A 23,421-nucleotide genomic window follows, 5' to 3' on the forward strand; every position below is an offset into this window, starting at 1 on the left:
TCTCGTGCTCCCGGATCATCGCAATGATCTGCTCGTCTGAAAATCTGCTCTTGCGCATGTGTCATCCTCTCTAATCGAGAGAGTCTGCAAATTCATGGCCGGAATTCCGGGGGCTGGGTCAATAGCTCATGACGATCTGCGCCGCTACGCCACCAATCCCGCCACCCCCAGCGCCGCCACCACCGAGAACATGAAGATCACAGGAAACCGATGCGGCGGCACGCGGATTTCACCGCCGTCCACACGGCCATGGTGGCCCAGCCCCCCTCAAAACGCCGGCACTTGCGCACTCAGCCGCCCACCCAACCGGATCGGCTCTATACGGAGGGCGAGGCCCGTGCGGTCGTCTGTTTCCACGAAGGTGCCGCAGAGGGTGCCTTCGCCCAAGGCCGGCTGGTAGCGTTCGCCGGGGAGCTGGGTGGTGAAGCGGTAGAGGGAGCCTTCCTTCTGCATACCGATGACCGAGTCATAGTCGCCGCACATGCCGGCATCGGTCTGGTAGGCCGTCCCCCCGCTGAGGATCATCGTGTCGGCGGTGGGCACATGGGTGTGGCTGCCGACGACGAGGCTGGCGCGGCCGTCGCAATGATGGCCCATCGCCATCTTCTCGCTCGTCGCCTCGCAATGCATGTCGACGATGATGGCATCGGCCACCGCGCCGAGCGGCATCTGGTCCAGCGCGGCATCGGCGGCGGCAAACGGACAGGCAAGCGCCTGGCGCATGAAGACATTGCCCTGCAGCTGGACCACGCCCACGCGGCGCCCGTCCGGCAGGGTGTAAAGCTCCGCCCCCTTCCCCGGCGCGCGCGCGCCGGGCGGATAGTTCAGCGGGCGGAGCAGGCGCGGCTCGCGCTCGATATAGGTGAGGGCTTCGCGCTGGTCCCAGGCATGATCGCCGAGGGTCAGGCAATCGGCGCCGGCGGCGAAGAACTCGCCCGCGATCTGGCTGGTGAGGCCAAAGCCGCCCGCGGCGTTCTCGCCATTCACGACGACGAAATCGAGGCGCAGCTGCGCGCGCAGCGCCGGCAGGTGATCTAGCACCGCCGCCCGGCCGGGCTTGCCGACCACATCTCCGAAAAATGCCAGTCTCATTGCGCCAGTCTCATTGCATCAGCCTATGCCTTGCTGCGGCCCTCAAGAAAAGAGCGCGGCAGCCGATGGCCGCCGCGCCCTGAAGGGTGTGCCGGAATGGTCCGGCGCCGGATCAACGATTGTCCGCGCTGAAACCCAGCGTTTCCTTGGTCAGCTTGAACGAGGGGTCTGCGCTCGCATCAATCAGCACCTGCGGCGTCAGCGGCGTGGCCGGCGCAAACCGGATCGACAGCGTTTTCGGGTCCTGGACGAAGCTCGACAGTGCGCCGGCAAGCTCGGTGACCACCGGGGCGTCAATGCCCGTGCCTGAGGCAAACATCGGGGCAAAGGCGAGCGCGCCGACCATCATCTGGCGCACCTGTTGCGGATCCTCACCCGACATCGTGCCATAGGCGTTGAGAGCGCGGTTGAAGAAGCCGTTATCTTTCAGGACGAGGGAGAGCTCGAAGAATTTGAGATCGCTCATCACAGAGGCGAGAACCGCATCCGGATCGGTTTCTGCAAAGGCGGACGCGGCCGCGAGCGCCCGGCTGCCGGCATACTTCGCACCGAAATCGAGACGGAAGCCGTCCACAAGCTCGATGAAGTTTGCGTCCTTTGCCAGAGAGAGAATATCCGTCTCCGGATCATAGGCCTGGTCGCTGGCAATCCGCATCTGCATGGCTTCATAGCCGAGCATGGCCAGCATGGCGGCCAGTTCCTCCCCATCCGGATTATCCCGGGCGGCGAGCGAGATGGTGAAGGGATCAGTCTTGAACCGTGTGGCGCGGCCCTGCGGGTCGCGCGAAACGGCGGATGTCATCCGGGGCAGGTCGATTGCGGCGCCGGCCACATCGGCCTTGAATCCCCTGATGGAGATGGCATCGAAGCCCGGATTGCTGGGGTCAGCCTGCAGCGCGCTGCTGATCGCCATGGGGTCTTCCGAGCTGTTGGCCGCCGCCAGCAGCAGGCCGTAATCAATCCCGGACACGCCGAAGCCCTCGAGCCGGACATTCACATCGCTCTCCTCTTCCCCGGCAAAGGTGAAGACGAGATCGGAGAGGCCGACCTTGCCGGATTTCTCCAGCCCGAGGCTGGCAATATAGAACGAGGCGAGCGTGAAGCGGCCCGTGCCGCTGGCATCATCGACGGTCAGGTTCACATCGCCCACGGCCCAGCGGTCGAAGCTGAGGGCGGCGCCTTCGGGGAAGTCCGCTGGCTCGCCCTGTCCGAACAGGCTGGCGACCCAGGCCGCTGTTTCTGCGGAAGGATTGATCAGTTCGATGTATTTGATCGTGCCGCTCGTCTGGTCCTCGGCGTCCGGCGCCGGGGTGATGCGGATGTTGTTGAGGCGCATCAGGCCGAAATTGGCCTGGCCGTTGAACATGCCGAGGCCGTCGAATTCCAGCGTCTCCGCTGTCACGACCGGGGGCTCGTCCCAACCGCTGTCGCGGGAGAGTGCGGGCGAGGACAGCGTCACATTCGAGAAGGTCGCCTTGTCGCCGCTGATATTTGAGTTCGTATATTGGACCCGGCCTTCGCCGGACGAAGACAGCGACATGATGGAGAGCGCTTGCCCCGCAGTGGCTGCATCCCCACTCCGAACTCTGACATCCGGCAGACCGGCTGCGTCGAATTCAATTGCCGCGAGAGCGGCCTCTCCCGTCGGCTTGTCTTTCTGTCCACATGCCGTAAGCAAAGACAGAGCGATGAAGCCTGTGAGCAAATACTTCATAAAGTGTCCCTTCAGATCCTTGTTGGGGCGCGGGTGGGCCGCTGGGTAAAGTATGGATGTCTACACATGCCTTTTAACAATGGCCAGACCATGACATTGAGAGCTCCCGGCGGGCAGCGGGTCAAAGTCCGTCTGGAGGTGAATTCCAAGGCAAGACGCCTCATCCTGCGCCTGGACGAGCGGCGGCGCGAAGCCGTGGCGGTGGCGCCAAGCCCCCGGCAGATCGAGGCGGCCGCCGCCTTCGCAGCCGAGCGGGTGGACTGGATTTCCAGCCGCCTCCAGCACCTGCCGGAGATTGTGCGCTTCGAGGACGGCGCGGTTTTCAAGTATCGGGGTGAATCCTGCCGCATTTCCTGCGAAGGGGAAGGCCGGCTGGCGCGCCTGATTGCAGGCGAGCCGCGCATTCTTTCTGTGCCCGGAGACCCAGAAACGACGCCCATGCGGGTGGTGCGCTACCTGAAGAAGCAGGCGCGCGCCGACCTGACGCGCGCGGTGAACCGTCATTGCGAGACGCTCGGGGTGGAGCATTCGGGCCTCTCGATCAAGGACACCCGCTCGCGCTGGGGTTCCTGCACGTTTGATGGCCAGCTTTCCTTCTCCTGGCGCCTCATCATGGCACCGCCGGCGGTGCTCGACTATGTCGCCGCCCATGAATGCGCCCATCTGAAAGAGATGAACCACTCGCCGAAATTCTGGGCGAATGTGGCGCGTTGCTGCCCGGACTGGAAGCGCCAGCGGGCCTGGCTGCGCATTCACGGGGCAGAATTGCAGGCCGCCGGGCAATAATCCGTGTCAAGATGAAAAATCCGCAGGATGGGCGAATTTATTTTCTCGCCGGGGCGGAGAGTAGCCAATCCGGACTCTGGTTTCGGTTGAATATGGATCAATAATCCATACTCTGCATAGAAAACTCAATCTCTTTTCCGGACTCTGGCCGCGAGAAATCGAATCCGATGGCCCGCGCGCCATAGGCGCCTTCCTGGTAGCGCTCGATATTGTCGGTGAACCAGCCGAGGATGTGGTCATACAGGTGATCGTAGAACGGCCCGGCATCTGCCTCCAGGATCGGCAGGTGGAACTCGTATTCGCTGCCCTCTTCGATCTGGACCACAAACGTGTCACCCGTCTTGCGGCAGTGCAAAGTCAGACGAAGCCAGTCTGACTTGCGGGAGATGCGCACCGCCAGGCCGAAGGAGACCGGCCCCAGCGGCCGGAAGCCGCGCGGCGGGATCGAGAAGGCCTGGTCGCCATAGGAGCGCGCCTCGAACGGCCCGCCGGGGGGCACGAGGTGGACGCAGTTGCCATCCCCGGCATCGAGATAATGGCAGAGCCCGAGGCGCACATCCTCCGCGAGGCGCCGGATGCGGTTGTAATTCTCCTCGGCGAGGGCCTGATAGGTCTCCACCGTCGCCACAAGATCATCGAACCGGGACATGGGGCGGGCCTCCTTCTGCTGCTGACGCCAGAGCCTAGCGGCGATGGCCGGCCGCGCCAATCAGGCGGCAGGGCGGCGGGCGGCTGATATCGGGGTGACATCTGCGCTGCGGAGGGTCTCGGGCTGGAGTTCCGGCGGCAGGGTCGTGCGGGCGAGCTCCAGCGCGAGCGCCGGCGAGGCCCCGCCCGCAAAGCCCTTCAGGATGGCGCGGATCGTCTCGTCGAAACGCGCCTCTTCCTCGACGATCTGGCCATAGCGCGCTGCAATCGGGCCGACGAACCCGTAGGCGAGGAACACGCCGAGGAATGTGCCGAGCAGCGCCGCGCCGATCATGGCACCCAGAATGGCCGGCTCCTGGTCGATGGCGCCCATCGTGCGGATGATGCCGAGCACGGCGGCCACGATGCCGAGCGCCGGCAGCGCATCGGCCAGCGTCTGCAGCGCGCCGACGGCCTTCATCCGGCGGTCGAGATGGGCGTCGATGGCCTCCATCATCCGCTGGTCAGCGCGGTCAGGATCGGTCAGGTCCATCGACATCAGCCGGAACGCGTCGCAGATCAGCCCGCGCGCGGCGGCATCCTCAAGGATGCGCGGCGCAGCGAGGAAGGCGGGCGATTCTTCGGGCACCTCGACATCGGCCTCGATCGCCACGAAGCCGCGCCGGCGCGCCTCGCGCATCAGCCCGCCCGTCAGCGTGAACAGCGCGGCATAATCCGCCTTCTTCCAGCGGGGGCCGCGAAAGGCGCGGGCGAAACCGGCAAGGGCTTCGCGGGCGACTTCGGGCGAGTTGCCGAGCATGACCGTGCCGATGGCCGCCCCGCCGATCAGCGCAAGCTCGAACGGCAAGGCCTTCAGCGCCGCCGGCCCGCCCGTCAGCACGAGCCCGCCGCCGATCAGCAGCAGTACGATTGCAAGGCCGGCAAACTGAAGCAAGGCGGGGTCCTGTTCACAGGGGCGCCGGAAACTCTCCGGCCATCCCGTCCATCCTGCCCACACGCGTCTTAAAGCCACGTTCACGCCCGCCCGCCCCCATTCCCCCTGCGGACCCTCTGGACTTTTGCGCGCCATCGCCGGAAGAGACGGAAATGGCTGGACCGAATAACCAGCTTCCCGATCAGCCGAGGCCTGACCGGCGGGGCGCCTTCATCCTGTTATTCTTTGCGCTGATGGCGATAGGCGCCGGCAACACCATGCTGCTGGCCGCCGTGCTGCCGCAGCTGACGCGCGAGCTGGAGATGCCGGACTGGATGGCCGGGGCGGTCTTCTCGCTTTCGGCCCTGCTCTGGTCGCTCACCTCGCCCTTCTGGGGCAAGCGGTCGAACATCTGGGGCCGCCGCAAGGTCGCCGCCATCGGCCTTGGCGGGTATGCGCTGTCGATGTTCCTGATCTGGGTGACGGGGCGGCTGGCCCTCTCCGGGCTGATCAACAGCATGATCGCGGTGTTTGTCTGCCTGGCGCTCGCCCGCGCGCTGTTCGGGCTGATCGGATCGGCCGCCAACCCCGCCGCGCAGGCCTATGTCGCCGACCGCACCTCGAAGGCCGAGCGGCAGAACGAGATTGCGTTCCTCTCCTCCGGCTTCAGCGTCGGCAGCGTCATTGGCCCGGCCTTTGCCGCCGCGCTGGTTGCCTGGGTGGGTATCCTCTCCCCCGCGCTGTTCACCGCGATCCTTGCTGCCGCGATGGCCGCGATGATCTGGTGGCGCCTGCCGGAAACGCGCGCGCCGGTGACCGATGCGGTAAAGCTCGAAGCGGAAATCAGCGCCAAGGGCCTCTGGCATTCAGAGCGCGTGCTGCCCTTCCTGATCTATGCCGTCTGCCTGTCGCTGGTGACCGGTGTGCTGACGCAGGTGTTCGTCTTTGCCGTGATGGACAAGCTCGGCGTCTCGGGCCGCGAGGCGGCGCAGTATACCGGCCCGGCCTTTACGGTCGGCGCCATAGCGGTGCTGCTCGCCCAGCTCGTGCTGATCCCGCGGCTGCACCTGCGCAACAAGACGCTGATGTGGGCCGGCTGCCTTCCGCTGCTGGCGGGCGCCGTGATCATCGTTTTCGCGCAGGATTTTGCTACGCTGATCTTTGCCCAGTTCCTGATCGGTCTCGGACAGGGCCTTGCGCGCCCGGGCTTTTCCAGTGGCGCCTCGCTCGCCGTGCCGCCGCAGCTGCAGGGCAACGTCGCCGGCCTCGTCATCTCCGCCAACGGAATGGGCTATATCGTGACGCCCTTCTTCGGCCTGTTCTTCTACGAATATGTCAGCCGCGACCTGCCCTTCTGGCTCTGCGCCGCGATGCTCGCCGCGATGTTCATCTATGCCCGCTTCGGCATGAAAGACGGCATCGGCGAGGTCCGCGAGGGGGAGGAGTGAGGGGGAGGAGTGAGGGGAAGGCAGAAAGTGGCCCGAAGTGGACATTGGTCGCACGTTCCGAATACTTTGAGTACTCTTGCTGGAGGCTGGTATGAGAACGGTTCGGATAGCGATCGAATCTGATGCGCAACGCTGCGCGGCGATCTACGCGCCATTTGTTCGCGACACGTGGATTAGTTTCGAGACGACCCCTCCCGATCAACACGAGATACTTCGCCGCATGCGCAGCGCCCATATTTGGTTGGTGGCGGAAGACGGCCACGGACAAATCGTTGGCTATGCATACGGTAGCCGTCACCGTGAGCGCGAGGCCTACGCAAAGTCCGTCGATGTGACCGTGTATGTGGAGGCAGAGCATTCCCGGCAGGGTTTTGGAAAGGCACTGTACGAGGCTCTATTGCCTTCGTTAAAGAACAACGGCTTTCATGCAGCGTTTGCAGGTATCGCGCTTCCAAATAACTCTAGCGTCTCTCTGCACGAACATATGGGATTTTGTCCGGTCGGCGTTTACCGGGAAGTTGGCTGGAAACTAGATGGGTGGCGCGATGTCGGGTGGTGGCAGCGTCTGCTATAGCAAGGGTAGCAATGACCACTATCGGCGATTTCCGGCCACTGTGCCAGCCACAAGGCCGCGGGCCTTCTGGAACCTCAGCAGCGCGGCGCGCTAGGGGAAGGAGTGAAACGCAGCGCCTAATCGTAAGACAGGTCTTCGGGCCGCCGTCCGGTGAAGTCCGGCGGCGGAGTCTCGGGAAACCTTATGGCCTGAATGTGCGTATCGCCCCGGCGTATCGCTTTGCAGACGCGGTGCATGCCGTCCATCAGCCGCCCCTCAGCATCCAGAAGGATCGGAAAGGAAAGGTCAGCCTGCTCGATCAGGGCGATATGGGCGAGGATCGACCGGCAGGTCGGGACCTGGCCCTCGAAGCCATACCAGTGGTTTTCATCGACCTCTTGAATGTCGCTCAAGGCGACGGCCTTGACCGGCAGACCCCGGCTCAAGGCAATCAGGCGCCGCACATCCCAGGCGAGCAATCCGTCTTTTGACGTACGGAAATGGTATTGCGGCCTGACTGCCAAAGGCCGCCCCCTCCCCTAATTCGTCCCCGCCGTTCCCACCGCTGGCGCCTGCAGCAGCGCGAGGACTTCCTTCGTCGGGTATCCATCCGCCAGCAGGCCGCGCGCCTTCTGGAACTGTTGCAGCGCGGTGCGCGTGCGGCGGCCGGCGATGCCGTCGACGACGCCGGCATCATAGCCGAGGGCATTGAGGCCTGCCTGAAGCTCGCGGATCTCGGACACGGTCAGCGGCGGCAGGTGCGTCGGCCAGGGGGTAACCGGGCCGCGAGAGGTGCCGATGATGGCGTCCGCCGCCATGCCGACGGCCAGCGCATAGGAATCGGCGCGGTTATAGGTCTTGAACACGTTGAAGTTCTTGAACAGGAGCAGCTTCGGCCCGGTCGCACCGGCCGGCAGCCAGAGTTCGGCAAATTCCGCCCCGCCGGTGTCGAAGGCGCCGCCGCGGATGGGCGAGAGGCCCGCCGCGATCCAGGCGTCCATCGGCCGCTCGGTGCCGTCGGCGAGGCTGTAATCGAAGCCTGCCGGAGCGAGGACTTCGATGCCCCAGGGCTGGCCGTACATATAGCCGGAGCGGGCGAGGTAATTGGCCGCCGAGGCGAGCGCGTCGGCCTCGCTTTTCCAGACATCCTTGCGGCCATCCCCGTCGAAATCGACGGCATAGGCATAATAGGTCGACGGCATGAACTGGGTCTGCCCCATGGCGCCCGCCCAGCCTGCGATGAGATCGCTGCGCCGCGCATCGCCGCGCGCGAGAATGCGCATCAGGGCGAAGAGTTCATTCTCTGCCAGCGTCCGGCGCCGGCCTTCAACCGCCATGTTCGCCAGCGCATTGGCCGCATCATCACGGCCGATGAAGCCGCCATAGCTCGTCTCCATGCCCCAGATGGCGACCAGTACCTGCCGGTCAACGCCGTAGGTCTCCTCGATCGCCGCCAGTGTCGGGGCGAGCGAGGCGAGGCGCGCCTTGCCGGTATTGATGCGGGTGTTGCCGAGCGGAACGGTCAGGTAATCCCAGATCGGCTTGGCAAACTCGGCCTGGTCGGAGGGTGCGGTCTGGACCTGAACTTCGGTGCCGAGCCACATCGAGATGGGGGAGAGCTTTTCCAGCAGGGATTTGACGATCTGCCGGTCATGCCCGGCGGCGATGGCGCGCTGCGAGAAATCGGCCCGCCAGGCATCGATACCGGCATGGCCGGAGGTGGCGTAGGTGATGGCGCCGGTCTGAGGGGGCGAGGCGGGCGGCGACACCGGCGGCGGCGCTGTCCCGCCCTCCGGCCCGGTTCCCGCAGGTTGCGGGCCGTTGGCGCAAGACGCCAGCACGCCGCAGACGGCCACAAGCGCCATCCATTTCGACCGCGTCCAACCGGCGCTGACCATGTCCGACATCCTTCTTTTTGCGGCCTTGCCGCAGTTAGCGTCCTTGACTCGCCTGACCGGATTCATTACGCGCTCCGCTTTCCCAATTCCTAATCGATCCAGGCCAGACCCATGAAAGTCCGCTCGTCTCTCAAATCTCTCAAGTCGCGTCACCGCGATTGCAAGATCGTGCGCCGCAAGGGCCGGGTCTATGTGATCAACAAAACCGACCCTCGCTTCAAAGCAAAGCAGGGCTGACCCGAAGATGAACAGGGAATAAGGCGCCAGAATGGCCGCCCGGTTCGCCCTCTTCGACCTTGGCGGTGTCCTGCTCGACTGGTCGCCTGCACGCCTCTATTCCAAAATTTTCAGCGATGCGGCCGAGCGCGAACGCTTCCTGACGGAAGTGTGCACGCTCGACTGGCACTTGGCGCATGACAAAGGCGTGAGCTTTGCCGAGAACGCCGCCGCGCTGATCGCGAAATACCCTCAGTATGACGACCAAATCCGCGCCTGGGGCGGACGCTGGGCCGAGATGTTTGATGGGTATATCCACGGCACGGACCGGCTGATCGAGATGCTGCATGGCCGCGCGACTCCGCTTTATAGCCTGTCCAACATGCCGGCCGAAATCTGGCCGATGATGCTGGACATGTTCCCGGTGCTGAAGCGGTTCCGGCATGTGACCGTCTCCGGCCAGATCGGCCTCGTGAAGCCGGACCCGGCGATCTTCCATTATACCCTCGCCAAGATGGGCGACCCGGCGCCGGATGAGGTGCTGTTCATTGATGATGTTGCCCGCAACATCGCGACCGCCGATGCCCTCGGCTATCGCACGCACCTGTTCCGGGATGCAGCCTCGCTGGAAACCGCGCTGGTGCGTGAAGGCCTGATCTGACGCCCTGCCCGGCAGCCGTTGCCGCCGCCGCGTGCCTTTTGCATATTAGGCAAATGCGCCGCCTGATCCTTGCTGCCTTTTTTGCTGTCCTGCCGCTGACCGCGATCGCCGCGCCGCCGGACGAATTGTTCGAGCGGCTGAAGGCGGCTGAGGACGAAGCGGTCGCGGCCGACATTGCCGAGGATATCTGGGCGATCTGGCAGGAGTCCAAATCCCCGACCATCGACCTGATGATGCAGCGCGCGATCGCGACCATGAGCGCCGGCGACCAGAAGCTGACCCGCGAGCTGCTCGACCGGGTAATCCTGATCGACCCGCGCTTCCCGGAGGCCTGGCACCTTCGCGCTGGCCTGTTCCTGATGGCGGAGAATTTCCCCGAGGCGATCCGCGACCTCAACGAGACGCTGGCGCTGGAGCCGCGCCATTTCGGCGCCTGGATGGGGCTTGGCTACATCTTTGAACAGATCGGCGGCAAGCAACAGGCGCTGGAGAGCTATCGCGAGGCGCTGCGGATCTATCCGCTGATGCCGCAGGCACTCGCCGCCGAGCGCCGTCTCGCCCGCGACACCGAAGGCCAGGACCTCTGACACCCAATGATCGTTGAAACCGCGATTGCCGTCTCGGCGCTGGGCTTTGCAGCGGGCCTGAACAGCGCCGCATACTCGGCGCGCGTGGAGAAGGCCTTTCCGCGCGAAGGCATGGTGGTGCCGGTGAATGGCCGGGACATGCATGTCATTGCGCGCGGACCGGAAACCGCAGCGCCGGTGCTGCTGATCCACGGCGCCAGCGCCAATGCGCGGGAATTCACCTCCAATCTTGCGCCCCGGCTGGAGGGGGATTTCCGCGTGCTGATGGCCGACCGTCCGGGCCATGGCTGGTCGCAGCGTTTTGCCGGCGCGGAGCGTCTCGGCGCGCAGGCCGCGCAGATGGCCGGCGTGCTGGAGCAGGTTACGCGGGGGCAGAAGGCAGTGATCGCCGGCCACTCCTTCGGCGGCGCTGTCGCGCTGCGCCTCGCCCTCGACCGGCCGGACCTGGTCGCCGGGCTCGTGCTGCTGGCGCCCGTCACACATGATTGGGGTGATGGCAGCGGCACGGCCTGGTACAATTCTTTCGCCGCGGCGCCAGTTGCCGGCAATGTCTTCTCGCAGGCGGCCCCGCTGGCTGGGCCGGCCCAGATGCGCAGCGGCGTCGCAAGTGTGTTCCACCCCGCGCCTGCGCCGCCAGACTATTACGAAACCTCCGGCGTCGGACTGTTCCTGCGGCCGGCAAATTTCCGCGCCAATGCCCGCGACATGACGGCGCTGAAGGCAGAACTCGCCGCGCAATCGATCCGCTATCCGGAGATCACCGCGCCTGTCACCGTCTTTTCCGGCAGCAAGGACCGCGTCCTGTCTCCGAAACTGCACACCGCGCGCCTGAAAAAGCAGCTGAAGCTGGATCTCGTGATCCTGCCCGAGGAAGGCCACATGCCCCACCATGGCCATGCGGACGCTGTCGCCAGCGCCATCAGCCGTCTGGCCATCCGGCCGGAGACCCGCTAATAGCCTGCCCCTGCCCTCTGCCCGCCTTCGTGCACACCCCGGAAAGGACCTGCCATGGATGACAGCTTCGAGCTGACCAAGATCGACGAAACCACCCGGGAAAAACTCCGCCAGACGGTCGCCAAGATCGAGCGGCTGGAAGAGGAGAAGAAGGAAATCGCCGAGCAGATCAAGGAAGTCTATGCCGAGGCCAAGGCCATCGGCTTCGACACCAAGGCTTTGCGGCAGGTCATCCGCCTGCGGAAAATCGACAAGGCGGAGCGGGCCGAGCAGGAAATGGTGCTCGAGACCTATCTGATTGCCCTCGGTGAAGCCTGACCCTTGCGGGATTCGCGGAATTCGTTTCTGGTACCCGCATGCCGAGAGAAGTCGATGAGCGCAAGAAACGCGCAGCGCTGAGGAAACTCAGGCGGGCGGCGGCGCTTGCCGAAAAGGGCCTTGGGCCGCCGCTCTCGGACTGGGAGCGCGCCTTTCTCGAAGAAGTCGAAGGGCGTGTCGAGAAGTATGGATCGGCCTTTGCGGACCCGATGAAGGGACAGGAGGGCGAGGCGCTGTCTGGCCTGCAACTGGCGAAGCTGCGCGAGATCGACAAGAAAGCCCGCGGCAAGGGGGCCAAGCCGCTCCGGGCGAAGCAGCCGATGGGATCGAAGCGCCGTCCTGCCCGGGCGGATCATGCGGACCGGCACGAGCCGGTTGAGCCGGCTGAAAACGTGCCGGATGCGCCGCCTCCGGTGAAGCCCAAGCCCGCGCTTGTCGCTGCCTCCAGCCTGCCTCAGCCTGCCGAAGGCAACGTCACGCGCCTGCGCCGGCCGAAGCCCAAGCTGACTGTCATTGAAGGCGGCGGAAAAAAAACCGAAACCTGACCGGGTTTTCCTGCGTATAAGGTGGCATGACAGACCCTTCCGCACCCGCCCTTCCGCAATCGGTTGTAGTCACTGGCGCCTCCACGGGCATCGGTCGGGCGGCCGCCCGCCACATGGCCGCGAAAGGCTGGACCGTTTTTGCGGGCATTCGTTCGGAGGCTGACGCGGCCGCGCTGCTGGATGGGGCCAGCGGCGACCTGCGTCCGCTTCGGCTTGATGTCACCAAACCTGAAGATGTCGAAAGCGCGGTCAGCCTTATTAGCGCTGCGCTGGGCAACCGGCGCCTGGCTGGCCTCGTAAACAATGCCGGGATTGCCAAGATGGGTCCGCTGGCGATTCAGCCGCTTGCGGATTTCGAGGCGCATTTCACCGTCAATGTATTCGGTCTCTTGCGCATTACACAGGCGCTTGTGCCCCTGCTCGGCGCTGATCCGGCGCGCGAGGGGGCGCCCGGGCGGATCATCACGATCACCTCGGTCGGCGGCCGCATCGCCTCGCCCTTCCTCGGCGCCTATGTGGCGACGAAACATGCCAATGAAGCGATGAGCGATACGCTGCGCCGCGAGCTTGCGATCTATGGCATCGACGCGATCGCGATTGGCCCCGGCTCTGTGAAGACCCCCATCTGGGACAAGGCCGAAAAGGACAATGAAAGCGGCCCCTATGCCGGCAGCGACTGGGCGGAGGCCCTGAAGATTTTCGAGCGCACCATGCTGAATGGCGGGCGCACCGGCCTTTCGCCGGAAAAGATCGCCGAAGTGATCGAAGCCGCCCTTTCCGATCCGAAGCCGAAGGCGCGCTATGCCCCCGTGCCCGACAAGCTGACCAATTTCACGATCCCCACCCGCCTGCCGAAACGGATGCTGGACCGGATATTCATTTCGCGTTTTGGCCTGAAGCGGAAGTGACCCCACCCCTCCTCTCCCGCCAGCGGGAGAGGGGGACTTTTTTTATGACGCCTCCGTCACTTTTCTTCCTTGACGCCCCTCGCGGAAGGCCTCGCCATGTGCGCGAAAACGGGAGGAACAGACATGGCGGATCTCAGCGGCAAGGTGGCAGTCATTACAGGCGCGGCGAGCGGCATTGGCCTTGCCGGTGTCGAGGTCTTCGTGGCCGCCGGGGCGAGGGTGATTGCCGGCGACATCCAGGACGAAAAAGGCAAGGCGCTCGAAACGCGCTTCGGAACCGACAAGGTCCGGTTCGTCCATTGCGACGTCACCAAGATGGACGAGCTCAAAGCCATCATGGACGCTGCGCCTGCCGCCTTTGGATCGCTCGACATCGTCTGGAACAATGCCGGTCATGGCGGCACGGCCACCCCGGTCGAGGAACTGGACCTTGAAGGCTATGACGACACGATGAACCTGCTGCTGAAGCAGGTCTTCGCGGGCACGAAGTTCGCCATTCCCCACATGAAGGCCAGGGGCGGCGCGATCATCAACACCTCCTCGATCAGCGCGATCTCAGCCGGCTATGCGCCCATCACCTATTCCGTCGCCAAGAAGGGCGTTGCGCATTTCTCGAAGCTCGCCGCAGCCGAACTCGCCAAATACCGGATCCGCGTGAATGCGATCCTGCCGGGCTTCATCGCCACTTCGATCTTCGGCGCCTCGCTTGGCATGTCACGCGAGCAGGCCGACCAGATGGCCGAGATGCTGGCCCAGGGCGGCGGGCGCATCCAGCCGGCCGGCCGCATCGGCTCCGGCAAGGACATCGCCGAGATGGCTGCCTTCCTCGCGTCGGAAAAAGGCGAGTTCATCACCGGCGGGGAATTCGTCGTCGATGGCGGCATCACGGTCGGCCCGCGTCACAGCTGGGACGAGACTGCGGCGAGCCCCGTCCTCGAAGCCCTAGGCATCACGCCGGAACAGGCCGAGCAGCTGCGCCTTGCGATGCAGGCCGGGGCTCAGTCCTGACCGGCAACTCTCAGCGCGGGGACAGCCTCCACCGCTCTCAAGAGGTCCTCAAGGCTTTCCGCCTCGCGGAAGACGCGGCCCCGGTCATCGCTGAGGGCGTAGCCATTCGCCGTGCGTGTCAGCGGGAAACGCCGCCAATGTGCGCGCGAGCGGAACAGCCAGACCGTATCAGGGCTCTGGCCAACAGCGGCCCAACCGGTCCACATATGGTCCGCAGGCAGGCTGCGCCACAGGCGGTCAATTTCGTCGATTTCTTCAGGTGAAAATACAGGCATGAGCAGAGCGGAACCAGATCACCCCCCGCTTCCTGTAAAGCGGCCCGGCCTTTCGGGCAATCTTCAGGGGGCAATCTGGATGATCGTCTCGGGCGCGGGCTACACGCTGCACCTGGCGCTCGCCAAGGAAATCACCGGCGACATCCATCCGATTTTCCTCGCCTTCTGGCGCAGCTTTCTCGCATTCCTCATGGCGGTGCCGTTTATCCTCCTCGGCATCACGAAACTCCACACCGCCCGCTTTGGCGCCCTCGTCACCCGCAGCCTGATCGGCTCGGCGGGCTTTGTCTTCGGCCTGATCGCGATCTGGCCGGTGTTCGGCCTGCCGCTGGCGGAGTTCAATGCCCTGAGCTTCACCCGGCCGATCTTCGTCACCATCCTCGCCATGATCCTGCTGCACGAGAAAGTCGGCATCCACCGCACCAGCGCCGTGATCGCGGGCTTTGCCGGCGTGCTGGTCATGACGCTGCTGCCGGCCCTGCTGGGAGAGAGCGGCGGCGCAAACCTGAATGCCGGGGCGATCTTCGCGCTCCTGTCCTCGCTCTGCTTTGCCTTCACCATCGTGCTGGTGAAATCGCTGACCGGCGTTCACTCGCCCATGGCTTTGCTGATCTGGGCGAACCTGCTCTCCTCCATCTTCATCCTGCCGGTGGCTGTGTTCTTCTGGGCGAGCCCGGACGCCTCCACCTGGGGGCTCATCTTCGGCATGGCGTTCATGGGCGTCGTCTCGCAGTTCTGTTTCATCAAGGGCATGTCGGTGGGCGATGCGTCCTTCCTTTCGCCGATGGATTATCTCCGCCTGCCGATGGGCGCGGTGGCAGACTGGGTGATGATCCGCGCCCTGCCGGGCCCGTTTGTCTGGGCCGGCGCCGCGATCATTGTCGTCTCCACCCTCTATATCACCTGGCGCGAACACCGCCTGAACCAGAAAAAGCCGGTTGTGCCGCCGAAGCCGGTCTGATCCGCTCTTGTGGCAGGCAGGCCAACCAACCATTTCTCCACCACAGCCGCAGGAGGGCATCATGGCTAAAGTGGTCGTCACCGGTGCAACGGGGTTTATCGCCGGGCATGTCATCCTCCAGCTTCTGGACGCAGGCCATGAGGTCATCGGCACGGCCCGGTCTGCCTCGAAGGCAGATGCACTCAGCAAGGTGCTGTCGGACTATGCCGGCAAGCCCGTCTCCATTCCTGTCCGTGCTGCCGATCTCAGCAGCGATGACGGCTGGGCCGAGGCGGTCGAGGGTGCCGATTATGTCCACCACATCGCCTCCCCCATCCCGAATTTCGTGCCCAAGGATGCCGATGAGCTGATCATCCCCGCCCGCGACGGCGCCCTGCGCGTGCTGAAAGCCGCACAGGCCGCCGGCGTGAAACGCGTGGTGATGACCTCTTCGATGGCTGCAGTCGCATATGGTTGGGGCAATCGGCGCCCGGCCCTCCTCACCGAGGAACACTGGTCGGACGACACCAATCTCAAGGACAACACGCCCTACACCCGCTCCAAGACCATCGCCGAGCGCGCGGCCTGGGACTATGTGAACGGCGAGGGCAAGGGCCTGGAGCTGACGACCATCAACCCCGCCGCCGTGCTCGGCCCGGTTATGAGCGGGGATTTCTCCGCCTCGGTCGAAATCCTCACCCAGCTCCTCTCCGGCAAGCTGCCGGCGGCCCCGCGCGTCGGCTTCGTCATCGTCGATGTGCGCGACGTCGCCGCTGCGCATGTTGCCGCGATGACCGCGCCGGAAGCGGCCGGCCAGCGCTTCCTGGTCGGCGACAAGTTCATGTGGTTTGCCGAAGTGGCCGAGGTGCTGCGCCGCGAATTCCCGGCCTATGCCCGCAAGCTGCCGAAGGGCGTGATGCCGGATGGCCTCGTCAAATTCATCGCCATGGTGAACCCGCCCGCCAAACAGATCCTGCCCGAACTCGGCCGCGAACGCCACATCTCCAGCGACAACGCCAAACGCCGCCTCGGCTGGCAACCCCGCAGCGCGGAAGAGGCGATTGTGTCAGGGGCGAAGAGTCTGGTGAAGTACGGGGTGGTTTGAGGCTTTCAAGCCCCCTCTCCCTCTTCAGAGGGAGAGGGGGTTGGGGGTGAGGGTGAGCGGCGGTTGTGGCTGGGCGGAGAGGTTTGCATCTGGGACAGCCCCTCACCCCCAGCCCCTCTCCCAAGGGAGAGGGGAGCAGTGCCCCTCAAAAATCATACGCAATGCCCTTGCGTTCCCAGTCGCCAAACCTTGTCGGCTCGATGGTTTTCGGGCCGCCGGTTTCGTCTGTGGGCAGGGCGGCGGCGCCTGCGGCCTCTTCGGCCTTGCGGGCGTCGGCTTCTTCCAGCGCGCGGCGGGCTGCTTCGGGCAGCGCGGCGCGGCGGTCGATTTCTTCCTGTGGGAGGGGATGCTGCGGCATGCGTGGTCTTTCCGGGGCCTTCATACCTTCCCATATAGGCTGCAAGTCGCGGAATGCTGCAAAAGCGCGCGGCATCGTTCTTGTTGATGAGGAGATCCCCACCGATGGGTACGACCAAGACCTTCATGCTCCTGGCTGCGATGACAGCCATCTTCATGGCCATCGGCTATCTTGTTGGCGGCCCCACCGGCATGATCCTCGCCTTTGGCGTGGCCGCGGCGATGAACGTGTTCGCCTGGTGGAATTCCGACAAGCTGGTCCTGCGGATGCAGGGCGCGCAGGAAGTGCCGGAGAACACGACCAATCCGATGCTGCGCGGCTTCCGGCAGGATGTGGCGCGCCTGGCGGACCGGGCCGGCCTGCCCCAGCCCAAGGTCTACATCATCGACACGCCCCAGCCGAACGCCTTCGCCACCGGCCGCAACCCGCAGAACGCCGCCGTAGCGGCTACCACGGGCCTCCTCAATATGCTCAACCGCGAGGAAGTCGCCGGCGTGATGGCGCATGAGCTTGCCCATGTGCAGAACCGCGACACGCTGACGATGACGGTCACGGCGACGCTGGCCGGCGCCATCGGTATGCTGGCCAATTTCGCGCTGTTCTTCGGGCGGGAGCGGGCGGGGCTGATCGGCTCGCTCGCTCTCATGATCTTCGCCCCGATGGCCGCCGCCCTCGTGCAGATGGCGATCAGCCGGTCCCGCGAGTATGAGGCTGACAAGCGCGGCGCGGAAATCTGCGGCAACCCGCTCTGGCTGGCTTCGGCGCTGGAGAAGATCGAGCGCGGCGCGCGCGCCCAGATCAACCCCTATGCTGAGCGCAACCCCGCCATGGCGCACATGTATATCTCCAACCCGCTGAACGGCCGGGGGGCGGACAACCTCTTCTCTACGCACCCGTCGACTGCCAACCGTGTGGAAGCCCTGCGCCGCATGGCCGGAGATATGGGCGTCTCGAACACGCCCGCCGCGAGCCCCCGGACCAGCGGTCCCTGGGGGTGATCGGCGGGCGCCTGAGGCGCTTCAGACCTTGATGCCTGCCTTCTTTGCGTCAGCGAGGAAGGTTTCGAGGCCCTTGTCCGTCAGCGGATGGCTGACAAGGCTGCGGATGACAGCGGGAGGCGCAGTCATCACATCGGCGCCGGCGAGCGCTGAGAGCTTCACATGGTTGGGCGAGCGGATCGAGGCGGCAAGGATCTCGGTGTCGAAGAGGTAATTGTCATAGATCTGGCGGATCTCGGCGATCAGCTCCATGCCATCGATGTGGATGTCATCGAGCCGGCCGATGAAGGGCGAGATGAATGCCGCGCCGGCCTTGGCGGCCAGAAGCGCCTGGTTCGCCGAGAAGCAGAGGGTGACGTTCACCGGGATGCCGTCTGCGGAGAGCTCGCGGCAGGCTTTCAGCCCGTCCCAGGTCAGCGGCAGCTTGACAGCGACATTGTCTGCGATCTGCGCGAGCTTGCGGCCCTCGGCGACCATGGCGGCGTGTTCGGTCGCGACGACTTCGGCGCTGACCGGGCCATCGACCAGGCCGCAGATCTCGGCGATCACCTCGGCAAAGGGGCGGCCCGCCTTCGCGATGAGCGAGGGGTTGGTGGTGACGCCGTCGATCAGGCCGGTGGCGGCGAGATCGGCAATGTCTTTTGTATCGGCGGTATCTACGAAGAATTTCATGGGGCGGGTTTCCTCATATGTTAGCGGTATCAGCGCCTATATGGCAGGCCTTCCGATGGATGTATAGGCAAAGCCCCGGCGGATCATGTCGTCCGGCGAATAGATGTTGCGCAGGTCGACGACGACATTGCCGGTCATGGCGCTCTTGATCCGGTTCATGTCGAGCGCGCGGAACTGGTCCCACTCGGTGATGATGACCAGCGCGTCGGCGCCGTCCACAGCCTTGTAGGCACTCTCGGCGAAGGTGATGTCCTTCAGGAGGTGGGAGGCTTCCTTCATCGCTTCGGGATCGAAGGCGACGATGCGGGCGCCGGCCGCCTGCAGGGCGGGAATGATGTCGAGCGAGGGGGCGTCGCGCATGTCATCGGTGTTCTGCTTGAAGGCGAGGCCGAGGACGCTGATGGTCTTGCCGGAGACATCCCCGCCCATGGCCTCGATGACCTTGCCGGCCATCGCCTTCTTGCGGGCTGCATTGACCGAGACGACTGTGTCAACGATGTGCACCGGGCTGCCATAATCATTCGCGGTCTTGGTGAGGGCGAGCGTATCCTTCGGGAAGCAGGAGCCGCCATAGCCCGGGCCGGCGTTCAGAAATTTCGCGCCGATGCGGCCATCGAGGCCAATGCCGCGCGAGACTTCCTGCACATTTGCGCCGACCTTCTCGCAGAGGTCCGCCATCTCGTTAATGAAGGTGATCTTCACGGCGAGGAAGGCGTTGGCGGCATATTTGATCAGCTCGGACGTGCGCCTTGAGGTGAAGAGTATGGGCGTCTCGTTCAGGAAGAGCGGGCGATAGAGTTCGCGCATCACTTCGCGGGCGCGCTCATCATCGGTGCCGACGACGACGCGGTCGGGCAGTTTGAAGTCCTTGATCGCGGCGCCTTCGCGCAGGAATTCAGGGTTCGAGACAACGGCGAAATCAGCCTCCGGCCGGGCCTTGCGGATGATCTCCTCGACCTCGTCCCCAGTGCCGACCGGGACGGTCGATTTGGTCACGACGACGGTGAAGCCTTCGATCAGGCCGGCAATTTCCTCTGCTGCGCCATAGACATAGGTCAGGTCCGCATGGCCGTCGCCGCGCCGGGAGGGCGTACCGACCGCAATGAAGACGGCATCGGCGCCGCGGATCGCCTCTTTCGGGTCGGTCGTGAAGAACAGGCGCTCTTCCTTGACGTTCGCCGCCACCAGGCTGTCGAGACCTGGCTCGTAGATCGGCATGATGCCGTTCTTCAGCTTCTCGATCTTTGCCTCGTCCTTATCGACGCAGGTGACCGTGTGGCCGAAATCCGCAAAACAGGCCCCGGAAACGAGGCCGACATAACCGGTACCGATGATGGCGACGCGCATGACTTCCCTTCAGCTTTCGTAAACCGGGAGTGAATGGCGCGGGGTGCATTCTTTGCGGCCCAGAATCAAGGGGCAGAATGCGGAGCAAGGATTGTCTTGACTCTCTCCGCGGAAACCTGAAAGATCAAAACGTGAACATTTGGGGGCGCAGATGAGCGTGATTTTCTATACCAATCCGATGTCACGCGGGCGGATTGCCCGCTGGATGCTGGAAGAGACGGGCGCGCCTTATGATGTGCGCTATCTGCGATACGGGCCGGAGATGCAGGCCCCGGACTATGCCGCGATCAATCCGATGCGCAAGGTGCCCGCCATCGTGCATGAGGGCCATGTGGTGACCGAATGCGGGGCGATCTGCGCCTATCTGGCGGAGGCGTTTCCGGAGGCGGGCCTGGCCCCTCTTGCTGCGGAGCGCGCCGCATATTTCCGCTGGATGTTCTTTGCCGCAGGGCCGTGGGAAGCAGCCTCGACAAATCAGGCGATTGGGCTCGCCGTGCCGGAGGAACATGCCGGCATGGTGGGCTATGGCGATTTCGCACGCACGCTGACGGCGCTGACCGGGGCGGTGGCGCGCGGACCGTATCTCTGCGGCGACCGGTTCACGGCAGCGGACGTTTATTTCGGCGCACAGATCAGTTGGGGTGTGCAGTTCGGCACCATCCCGAAGACACCCGAGGTCGAGGCCTATCTCGCGCGGATCCTGTCGCGGCCAGCCTATCTCAATGCCGGCGCACTGGATGATGCGGCGATGGCGGAGTACGGGCCGGGCGGGTAAGGGCGGGGGGTGCCGCGAGGGTGTTATCCCGGACAGCGCGAAGCGATGATCCGGGACCTTGCTGAACTTGCGTACACGCCGGGATAGGGTCCCGGATAGCGGCTGAGCCGCTTCCGGGATGACACGAGAGCCGCTCAGATTTCCTGATTGTAGTGGCCGACTTCGGGATGCTTGCCGAGGCGGGGTTTCACTTCCTTGTGGAAGAGGTCCTTCATGTCGGCGTCGCTCGCCATCGATTCAACGACCACGACGAGTTCGGGCTTGTTGGAGGAGGCGCGCACGAGGACCCAGGAGCCGTCTTCCAGCGTCACGCGGGCGCCATTGACGGTGTTGACCTCGACCACTTTGCGGCCAAGGATCTCGGCCCCGGCGAGGGACTGGTATTCGGCGACCATGCGGTCGACAACGTCATACTTGATCTCGTCAGCGCAATGCGCGGCCATGGTGAGAGAGGTCCAAGCGGTGCCGAGATCTGATTTGAGGTCGGCCATTGTGCGCCCGGGATTACGGTCCAGCATTTCGAGGATCGCCTTGGCGGCGATCAGGCCGTCATCATAACCGAGTCCGATCGGCGGGCGGAAGAAGAAGTGGCCGGATTTTTCGAAGCCCGCGAGGGCGCCGAGCTCGGTCGTGCGGCGCTTGATGTAGGAATGGCCGGTCTTGAAATAGTCGACCGAGGCGCCGTTGGCTTTCAGGACCGGATCGGTCTTGTAGAGGCCGGTGGACTTCACATCCACGACGAACTTGGCGCCCGGATAGTGTTTCGACAGGTCGCGCGCCAGCATCAGGCCGATCTTGTCGGCATAGATTTCCTCGCCGGTATTGTCGACCACGCCGCAGCGGTCGCCGTCGCCGTCAAAGCCGAGCACGACGTCGGCGCCGTGCTCCTTCGCGGAGAGCGACATTTCGTGCAGCATCTCGTGATCTTCCGGGTTCGGATTGTATTTCGGGAAGGTCATGTCGAGATTGCAGTCCATCTCGATCACCTCGGCGCCGATGGCGCGCAGGACATCGCCCGCAAACGCGCCTGCCGTGCCATTGCCGCAGGCGGCGACGACCTTGAGCTTGCGCGTGAGTTTCGTGTCGCCAGCGACGGCGTTGATGTATTTCTCGCGGATGCCATCGATGCGGCGATGGGTGCCGCCTTCGCGCGTGACGAAGCGGCCTTCCATGACGATGTCTTTCAGCCGGCCCATTTCTTCGGGCCCGAAGGTGAGCGGGCGGTTGGCGCCCATCTTCACGCCGGTCCAGCCATTCTCGTTATGGCTCGCGGTGACCATGGCGCAGCAGGCGGCGTCGAGCTCGAACTGGCTCCAATATACCATCGGGGAAAGGGCGAGGCCTACATCGAGGACTTCACAGCCCCCGGCGGTGAGGCCGAGGGTGAGAGCGTTCTTGATCGGCTGGCTGATCGAGCGGAAATCGTGGCCGGTGACAATGGTGGGCTTCACGCCCAGCTCGTGGAAAAGGGTCGCCATCCCGAGGCCGAGGGCCTGGACCCCTGTGAGGTTCAGCTCCGGCGCCTTGGCGTGACCGATGCCGTTGAACCACCAGCGCGCATCATATTCGCGAAAGCCAGTCGGCTTGACGAGGGGCATCACCTCGAATTCCAGCGTGTTCGGGGCAATGTCGGCAAGCGGCTTGGGCAGCATCTGTCTCTCCGTGAAACGGTTTCCGGGCGTCTTGAACACTAGGGCGCGCCCCAGCGCAACCGCAATCAAAACGCGCGCCAAGAGAGAAAGGTGTGACGTCCCTGCAACAGGCAGCGGTGAAGCCGCGGAACCTGACCAAAAATTCAGAAATATTCTATTGTATGCGCGATATGTAATACTACTTCCTGCTCGTCGTCTGCGCCAGATGCGCAGCTGACTGTCCAGAATGGATGAGTTCAGAGAGGAGTTTTATGATGAAATTCAAGGCAATGTTTGCCGCTGCCAGCGCCCTCGGCCTGATCGCCAGCCCCGCCTTCGCAGAAGGCTGGTATGGCGCCGCGAGCGCAGGCTTTAACTTCCAGGCCGATAGCAGCAATTCCGGCCAGACCGGCGCCTTCGCAACAGGCAATGGCGCGCCGGTGATCCCCAACGGCACGCAGATTGCCGCCGGCACGCCGTATGGCTGGAAGACCGAATTCGACAATGGCTACGCGCTGAGCGCGGAGTTCGGACGGTTCTTCAACAATGGCTTCCGGGCGAGCGCCGAGATCGTGTATTCGCGCGCCGGCGTTGACACGCATCGCGGCGTGCAGGTCGGCGGCGCGGTGATCGACGGGGTCGATGCTGCGGTGATCGCCGGCTCGCCGACGCAACTTGGCGCAACGGTTGGCCAGGTGGTTGCAAACGATGACGGCAGCATCAAGAACACGGCACTTTTCGCCAACGTCTATTATGACTTCAACCGCATGGGCACGATCTCTCCCTATGTGGGCGCAGGCCTTGGCGTGTCGAATGTGGATGTGACCTACCGGCCCTCCGACATCAGCATCATCGATGGCAGCAAGACGAAGTTTGCCTGGCAGGTGAAAGGCGGCGCGGCTTATGCGCTGACCGAAAGCTTCGATGTTTTCGGTGAAGTGGCCTACCGCGCGACGGACAATGTCACTTTTGGCAACCGGCTCTTCCCCGGCAATCTGAGCATCAAGAATGAGCAGACTGTGCTGAGTGTTGGCGGACGTTTCCGCTACTGACCTGCCGACGGAAGGATCG

The 23,421-nt window shown here is 64.3% G+C and carries 27 protein-coding genes; 16 read left to right on the plus strand and 11 right to left on the minus strand.

All coding sequences use genetic code 11. The annotated features are described in order from the left end of the window. Positions 1 to 267: 267 nt before the first annotated feature. A complete protein-coding gene (locus tag ACK4SV_RS07475; RefSeq protein WP_409917192.1) occupies positions 268 to 1,092 on the minus strand; it encodes a YmdB family metallophosphoesterase in 825 nt (274 codons plus the stop codon). A 112-nt stretch (positions 1,093 to 1,204) separates the two neighbouring features. Further along, positions 1,205 to 2,632, minus strand: coding sequence for a hypothetical protein (locus tag ACK4SV_RS07480; protein ID WP_409917193.1), 1,428 nt, complete (start codon positions 2,630 to 2,632; stop codon positions 1,205 to 1,207). A gap of 240 nt (positions 2,633 to 2,872) precedes the next feature. On the opposite strand from ACK4SV_RS07480, the gene ACK4SV_RS07485 reads away from it, so the two are divergent. Beyond that, the gene (locus ACK4SV_RS07485) at positions 2,873 to 3,592 is read left to right on the plus strand and encodes a M48 family metallopeptidase (protein WP_409917194.1); all 720 of its coding nucleotides are present in this window, start codon (positions 2,873 to 2,875) and stop codon (positions 3,590 to 3,592) included. 97 nt (positions 3,593 to 3,689) lie between these two features. Here ACK4SV_RS07485 and ACK4SV_RS07490 read toward each other — a convergent pair whose 3' ends face one another. Continuing rightward, on the minus strand, positions 3,690 to 4,241 hold the full coding sequence (locus ACK4SV_RS07490) for a hypothetical protein (RefSeq protein ID WP_409917195.1): 552 nt from the start codon (positions 4,239 to 4,241) through the stop codon (positions 3,690 to 3,692). A gap of 60 nt (positions 4,242 to 4,301) precedes the next feature. Continuing rightward, positions 4,302 to 5,174: a motility-associated protein gene (locus ACK4SV_RS07495; protein WP_409917196.1), complete on the minus strand. Its 873-nt coding sequence runs from the start codon at positions 5,172 to 5,174 to the stop codon at positions 4,302 to 4,304. Positions 5,175 to 5,326: 152 nt separating this feature from the next. Here ACK4SV_RS07495 and ACK4SV_RS07500 point away from each other — a divergent pair, with 152 nt between their 5' ends. Both ACK4SV_RS07500 and ACK4SV_RS07505 read left to right on the plus strand, forming a co-directional pair. Then, complete coding sequence (locus tag ACK4SV_RS07500; RefSeq protein ID WP_409917197.1) at positions 5,327 to 6,601, plus strand: MFS transporter; 1,275 nt, start codon at positions 5,327 to 5,329, stop codon at positions 6,599 to 6,601. A 91-nt stretch (positions 6,602 to 6,692) separates the two neighbouring features. Beyond that, positions 6,693 to 7,175: an N-acetyltransferase family protein gene (locus tag ACK4SV_RS07505; RefSeq protein ID WP_409917198.1), complete on the plus strand. Its 483-nt coding sequence runs from the start codon at positions 6,693 to 6,695 to the stop codon at positions 7,173 to 7,175. A gap of 116 nt (positions 7,176 to 7,291) precedes the next feature. Here ACK4SV_RS07505 and ACK4SV_RS07510 read toward each other — a convergent pair whose 3' ends face one another. Both ACK4SV_RS07510 and ACK4SV_RS07515 read right to left on the minus strand, forming a co-directional pair. After that, positions 7,292 to 7,678, minus strand: a complete 387-nt coding sequence (locus tag ACK4SV_RS07510; RefSeq protein ID WP_409917199.1) for a hypothetical protein — start codon at positions 7,676 to 7,678, stop codon at positions 7,292 to 7,294. A gap of 15 nt (positions 7,679 to 7,693) precedes the next feature. After that, positions 7,694 to 9,052: a lytic murein transglycosylase gene (locus ACK4SV_RS07515; RefSeq protein WP_409917200.1), complete on the minus strand. Its 1,359-nt coding sequence runs from the start codon at positions 9,050 to 9,052 to the stop codon at positions 7,694 to 7,696. 111 nt (positions 9,053 to 9,163) lie between these two features. Between ACK4SV_RS07515 and ykgO the strand changes: the two genes are divergently transcribed. The 8 genes from ykgO (at position 9,164) to ACK4SV_RS07555 (ending at position 14,249) form a co-directional block, all read left to right on the plus strand. After that, positions 9,164 to 9,289 (plus strand): type B 50S ribosomal protein L36, encoded by a 126-nt coding sequence (gene ykgO / locus ACK4SV_RS07520; RefSeq protein WP_011648318.1) that lies wholly within the window; start codon positions 9,164 to 9,166, stop codon positions 9,287 to 9,289. A 31-nt stretch (positions 9,290 to 9,320) separates the two neighbouring features. Next, a complete protein-coding gene (locus ACK4SV_RS07525; RefSeq protein WP_409917201.1) occupies positions 9,321 to 9,929 on the plus strand; it encodes an HAD family hydrolase in 609 nt (202 codons plus the stop codon). Positions 9,930 to 9,982: 53 nt separating this feature from the next. Beyond that, positions 9,983 to 10,516, plus strand: a complete 534-nt coding sequence (locus tag ACK4SV_RS07530; RefSeq protein ID WP_409917202.1) for a tetratricopeptide repeat protein — start codon at positions 9,983 to 9,985, stop codon at positions 10,514 to 10,516. Positions 10,517 to 10,522: 6 nt separating this feature from the next. After that, a complete protein-coding gene (locus ACK4SV_RS07535) occupies positions 10,523 to 11,470 on the plus strand; it encodes an alpha/beta fold hydrolase (protein ID WP_409917203.1) in 948 nt (315 codons plus the stop codon). Between the two features lie 54 nt (positions 11,471 to 11,524). Then, positions 11,525 to 11,788 carry a DUF2312 domain-containing protein gene (locus ACK4SV_RS07540; RefSeq protein ID WP_409917204.1) on the plus strand — a complete coding sequence of 88 codons (264 nt, stop codon included), beginning with the start codon at positions 11,525 to 11,527 and terminating at the stop codon, positions 11,786 to 11,788. 38 nt (positions 11,789 to 11,826) lie between these two features. Continuing rightward, a complete protein-coding gene (locus tag ACK4SV_RS07545) occupies positions 11,827 to 12,333 on the plus strand; it encodes a hypothetical protein (RefSeq protein ID WP_409917205.1) in 507 nt (168 codons plus the stop codon). A gap of 26 nt (positions 12,334 to 12,359) precedes the next feature. Further along, positions 12,360 to 13,241 (plus strand): SDR family NAD(P)-dependent oxidoreductase, encoded by an 882-nt coding sequence (locus tag ACK4SV_RS07550; RefSeq protein ID WP_409917206.1) that lies wholly within the window; start codon positions 12,360 to 12,362, stop codon positions 13,239 to 13,241. A gap of 123 nt (positions 13,242 to 13,364) precedes the next feature. Next, positions 13,365 to 14,249 (plus strand): SDR family NAD(P)-dependent oxidoreductase, encoded by an 885-nt coding sequence (locus ACK4SV_RS07555; RefSeq protein ID WP_409917207.1) that lies wholly within the window; start codon positions 13,365 to 13,367, stop codon positions 14,247 to 14,249. Here ACK4SV_RS07555 and ACK4SV_RS07560 read toward each other — a convergent pair. Then, positions 14,240 to 14,524 (minus strand): hypothetical protein, encoded by a 285-nt coding sequence (locus ACK4SV_RS07560; protein WP_409917208.1) that lies wholly within the window; start codon positions 14,522 to 14,524, stop codon positions 14,240 to 14,242. The genes ACK4SV_RS07555 and ACK4SV_RS07560 overlap by 10 nt on opposite strands. Positions 14,525 to 14,603: 79 nt before the next feature. On the opposite strand from ACK4SV_RS07560, the gene ACK4SV_RS07565 reads away from it, so the two are divergent. After that, positions 14,604 to 15,485 (plus strand): DMT family transporter, encoded by an 882-nt coding sequence (locus tag ACK4SV_RS07565; RefSeq protein ID WP_409917209.1) that lies wholly within the window; start codon positions 14,604 to 14,606, stop codon positions 15,483 to 15,485. A gap of 61 nt (positions 15,486 to 15,546) precedes the next feature. After that, positions 15,547 to 16,569, plus strand: coding sequence for an SDR family oxidoreductase (locus ACK4SV_RS07570; protein WP_409917210.1), 1,023 nt, complete (start codon positions 15,547 to 15,549; stop codon positions 16,567 to 16,569). Between the two features lie 145 nt (positions 16,570 to 16,714). Here the strand turns inward: ACK4SV_RS07570 and ACK4SV_RS07575 are convergent, their stop codons facing one another. After that, the gene (locus tag ACK4SV_RS07575) at positions 16,715 to 16,927 is read right to left on the minus strand and encodes a DUF1674 domain-containing protein (RefSeq protein ID WP_409917211.1); all 213 of its coding nucleotides are present in this window, start codon (positions 16,925 to 16,927) and stop codon (positions 16,715 to 16,717) included. A gap of 104 nt (positions 16,928 to 17,031) precedes the next feature. Here ACK4SV_RS07575 and htpX point away from each other — a divergent pair, with 104 nt between their 5' ends. Beyond that, positions 17,032 to 17,925 carry a zinc metalloprotease HtpX gene (gene htpX, locus ACK4SV_RS07580; protein WP_409917212.1) on the plus strand — a complete coding sequence of 298 codons (894 nt, stop codon included), beginning with the start codon at positions 17,032 to 17,034 and terminating at the stop codon, positions 17,923 to 17,925. A gap of 21 nt (positions 17,926 to 17,946) precedes the next feature. Here the strand turns inward: htpX and fsa are convergent, their stop codons facing one another. Together fsa and ACK4SV_RS07590 are read right to left on the minus strand one after the other, a co-directional pair. Next, positions 17,947 to 18,597: a fructose-6-phosphate aldolase gene (fsa, locus tag ACK4SV_RS07585; RefSeq protein ID WP_409917213.1), complete on the minus strand. Its 651-nt coding sequence runs from the start codon at positions 18,595 to 18,597 to the stop codon at positions 17,947 to 17,949. 36 nt (positions 18,598 to 18,633) lie between these two features. Continuing rightward, positions 18,634 to 19,944: a UDP-glucose dehydrogenase family protein gene (locus ACK4SV_RS07590; protein ID WP_409917214.1), complete on the minus strand. Its 1,311-nt coding sequence runs from the start codon at positions 19,942 to 19,944 to the stop codon at positions 18,634 to 18,636. Positions 19,945 to 20,095: 151 nt separating this feature from the next. On the opposite strand from ACK4SV_RS07590, the gene ACK4SV_RS07595 reads away from it, so the two are divergent. Beyond that, complete coding sequence (locus tag ACK4SV_RS07595; protein WP_409917215.1) at positions 20,096 to 20,719, plus strand: glutathione S-transferase family protein; 624 nt, start codon at positions 20,096 to 20,098, stop codon at positions 20,717 to 20,719. A 134-nt stretch (positions 20,720 to 20,853) separates the two neighbouring features. Here ACK4SV_RS07595 and ACK4SV_RS07600 read toward each other — a convergent pair whose 3' ends face one another. After that, complete coding sequence (locus tag ACK4SV_RS07600; protein WP_409917216.1) at positions 20,854 to 22,371, minus strand: phosphomannomutase/phosphoglucomutase; 1,518 nt, start codon at positions 22,369 to 22,371, stop codon at positions 20,854 to 20,856. A gap of 254 nt (positions 22,372 to 22,625) precedes the next feature. Here ACK4SV_RS07600 and ACK4SV_RS07605 point away from each other — a divergent pair, with 254 nt between their 5' ends. After that, a complete protein-coding gene (locus ACK4SV_RS07605; RefSeq protein ID WP_409917217.1) occupies positions 22,626 to 23,402 on the plus strand; it encodes an outer membrane beta-barrel protein in 777 nt (258 codons plus the stop codon). Positions 23,403 to 23,421 lie beyond the last annotated feature (19 nt).

This window comes from Hyphomonas sp. (assembly GCF_046313735.1).
In the GTDB taxonomy this organism is placed as follows: domain Bacteria; phylum Pseudomonadota; class Alphaproteobacteria; order Caulobacterales; family Hyphomonadaceae; genus Hyphomonas.

Bases quoted from the DNA above. Each gene is read 5' to 3' on its own strand.
- ACK4SV_RS07475 (WP_409917192.1), bottom strand. From the start codon at position 1,092: ATGAGACTGGCATTTTTCGGAGATGTGGTCGGCAAGCCCGGCCGGGCG.
- ACK4SV_RS07480 (WP_409917193.1), bottom strand. From the start codon at position 2,632: ATGTCGCTGTCTTCGTCCGGCGAAGGCCGGGTCCAATATACGAACTCA.
- ACK4SV_RS07485 (WP_409917194.1), top strand. From the start codon at position 2,873: ATGCCTTTTAACAATGGCCAGACCATGACATTGAGAGCTCCCGGCGGG.
- ACK4SV_RS07490 (WP_409917195.1), bottom strand. From the start codon at position 4,241: ATGTCCCGGTTCGATGATCTTGTGGCGACGGTGGAGACCTATCAGGCC.
- ACK4SV_RS07500 (WP_409917197.1), top strand. From the start codon at position 5,327: ATGGCTGGACCGAATAACCAGCTTCCCGATCAGCCGAGGCCTGACCGG.
- ACK4SV_RS07505 (WP_409917198.1), top strand. From the start codon at position 6,693: ATGAGAACGGTTCGGATAGCGATCGAATCTGATGCGCAACGCTGCGCG.
- ACK4SV_RS07515 (WP_409917200.1), bottom strand. From the start codon at position 9,052: ATGGTCAGCGCCGGTTGGACGCGGTCGAAATGGATGGCGCTTGTGGCC.
- ykgO (WP_011648318.1), top strand. From the start codon at position 9,164: ATGAAAGTCCGCTCGTCTCTCAAATCTCTCAAGTCGCGTCACCGCGAT.
- ACK4SV_RS07525 (WP_409917201.1), top strand. From the start codon at position 9,321: ATGGCCGCCCGGTTCGCCCTCTTCGACCTTGGCGGTGTCCTGCTCGAC.
- ACK4SV_RS07530 (WP_409917202.1), top strand. From the start codon at position 9,983: ATGCGCCGCCTGATCCTTGCTGCCTTTTTTGCTGTCCTGCCGCTGACC.
- ACK4SV_RS07535 (WP_409917203.1), top strand. From the start codon at position 10,523: ATGATCGTTGAAACCGCGATTGCCGTCTCGGCGCTGGGCTTTGCAGCG.
- ACK4SV_RS07540 (WP_409917204.1), top strand. From the start codon at position 11,525: ATGGATGACAGCTTCGAGCTGACCAAGATCGACGAAACCACCCGGGAA.
- ACK4SV_RS07545 (WP_409917205.1), top strand. From the start codon at position 11,827: ATGCCGAGAGAAGTCGATGAGCGCAAGAAACGCGCAGCGCTGAGGAAA.
- ACK4SV_RS07550 (WP_409917206.1), top strand. From the start codon at position 12,360: ATGACAGACCCTTCCGCACCCGCCCTTCCGCAATCGGTTGTAGTCACT.
- ACK4SV_RS07555 (WP_409917207.1), top strand. From the start codon at position 13,365: ATGGCGGATCTCAGCGGCAAGGTGGCAGTCATTACAGGCGCGGCGAGC.
- ACK4SV_RS07560 (WP_409917208.1), bottom strand. From the start codon at position 14,524: ATGCCTGTATTTTCACCTGAAGAAATCGACGAAATTGACCGCCTGTGG.
- ACK4SV_RS07565 (WP_409917209.1), top strand. From the start codon at position 14,604: ATGATCGTCTCGGGCGCGGGCTACACGCTGCACCTGGCGCTCGCCAAG.
- ACK4SV_RS07570 (WP_409917210.1), top strand. From the start codon at position 15,547: ATGGCTAAAGTGGTCGTCACCGGTGCAACGGGGTTTATCGCCGGGCAT.
- ACK4SV_RS07575 (WP_409917211.1), bottom strand. From the start codon at position 16,927: ATGCCGCAGCATCCCCTCCCACAGGAAGAAATCGACCGCCGCGCCGCG.
- htpX (WP_409917212.1), top strand. From the start codon at position 17,032: ATGGGTACGACCAAGACCTTCATGCTCCTGGCTGCGATGACAGCCATC.
- fsa (WP_409917213.1), bottom strand. From the start codon at position 18,597: ATGAAATTCTTCGTAGATACCGCCGATACAAAAGACATTGCCGATCTC.
- ACK4SV_RS07590 (WP_409917214.1), bottom strand. From the start codon at position 19,944: ATGCGCGTCGCCATCATCGGTACCGGTTATGTCGGCCTCGTTTCCGGG.
- ACK4SV_RS07595 (WP_409917215.1), top strand. From the start codon at position 20,096: ATGAGCGTGATTTTCTATACCAATCCGATGTCACGCGGGCGGATTGCC.
- ACK4SV_RS07600 (WP_409917216.1), bottom strand. From the start codon at position 22,371: ATGCTGCCCAAGCCGCTTGCCGACATTGCCCCGAACACGCTGGAATTC.
- ACK4SV_RS07605 (WP_409917217.1), top strand. From the start codon at position 22,626: ATGAAATTCAAGGCAATGTTTGCCGCTGCCAGCGCCCTCGGCCTGATC.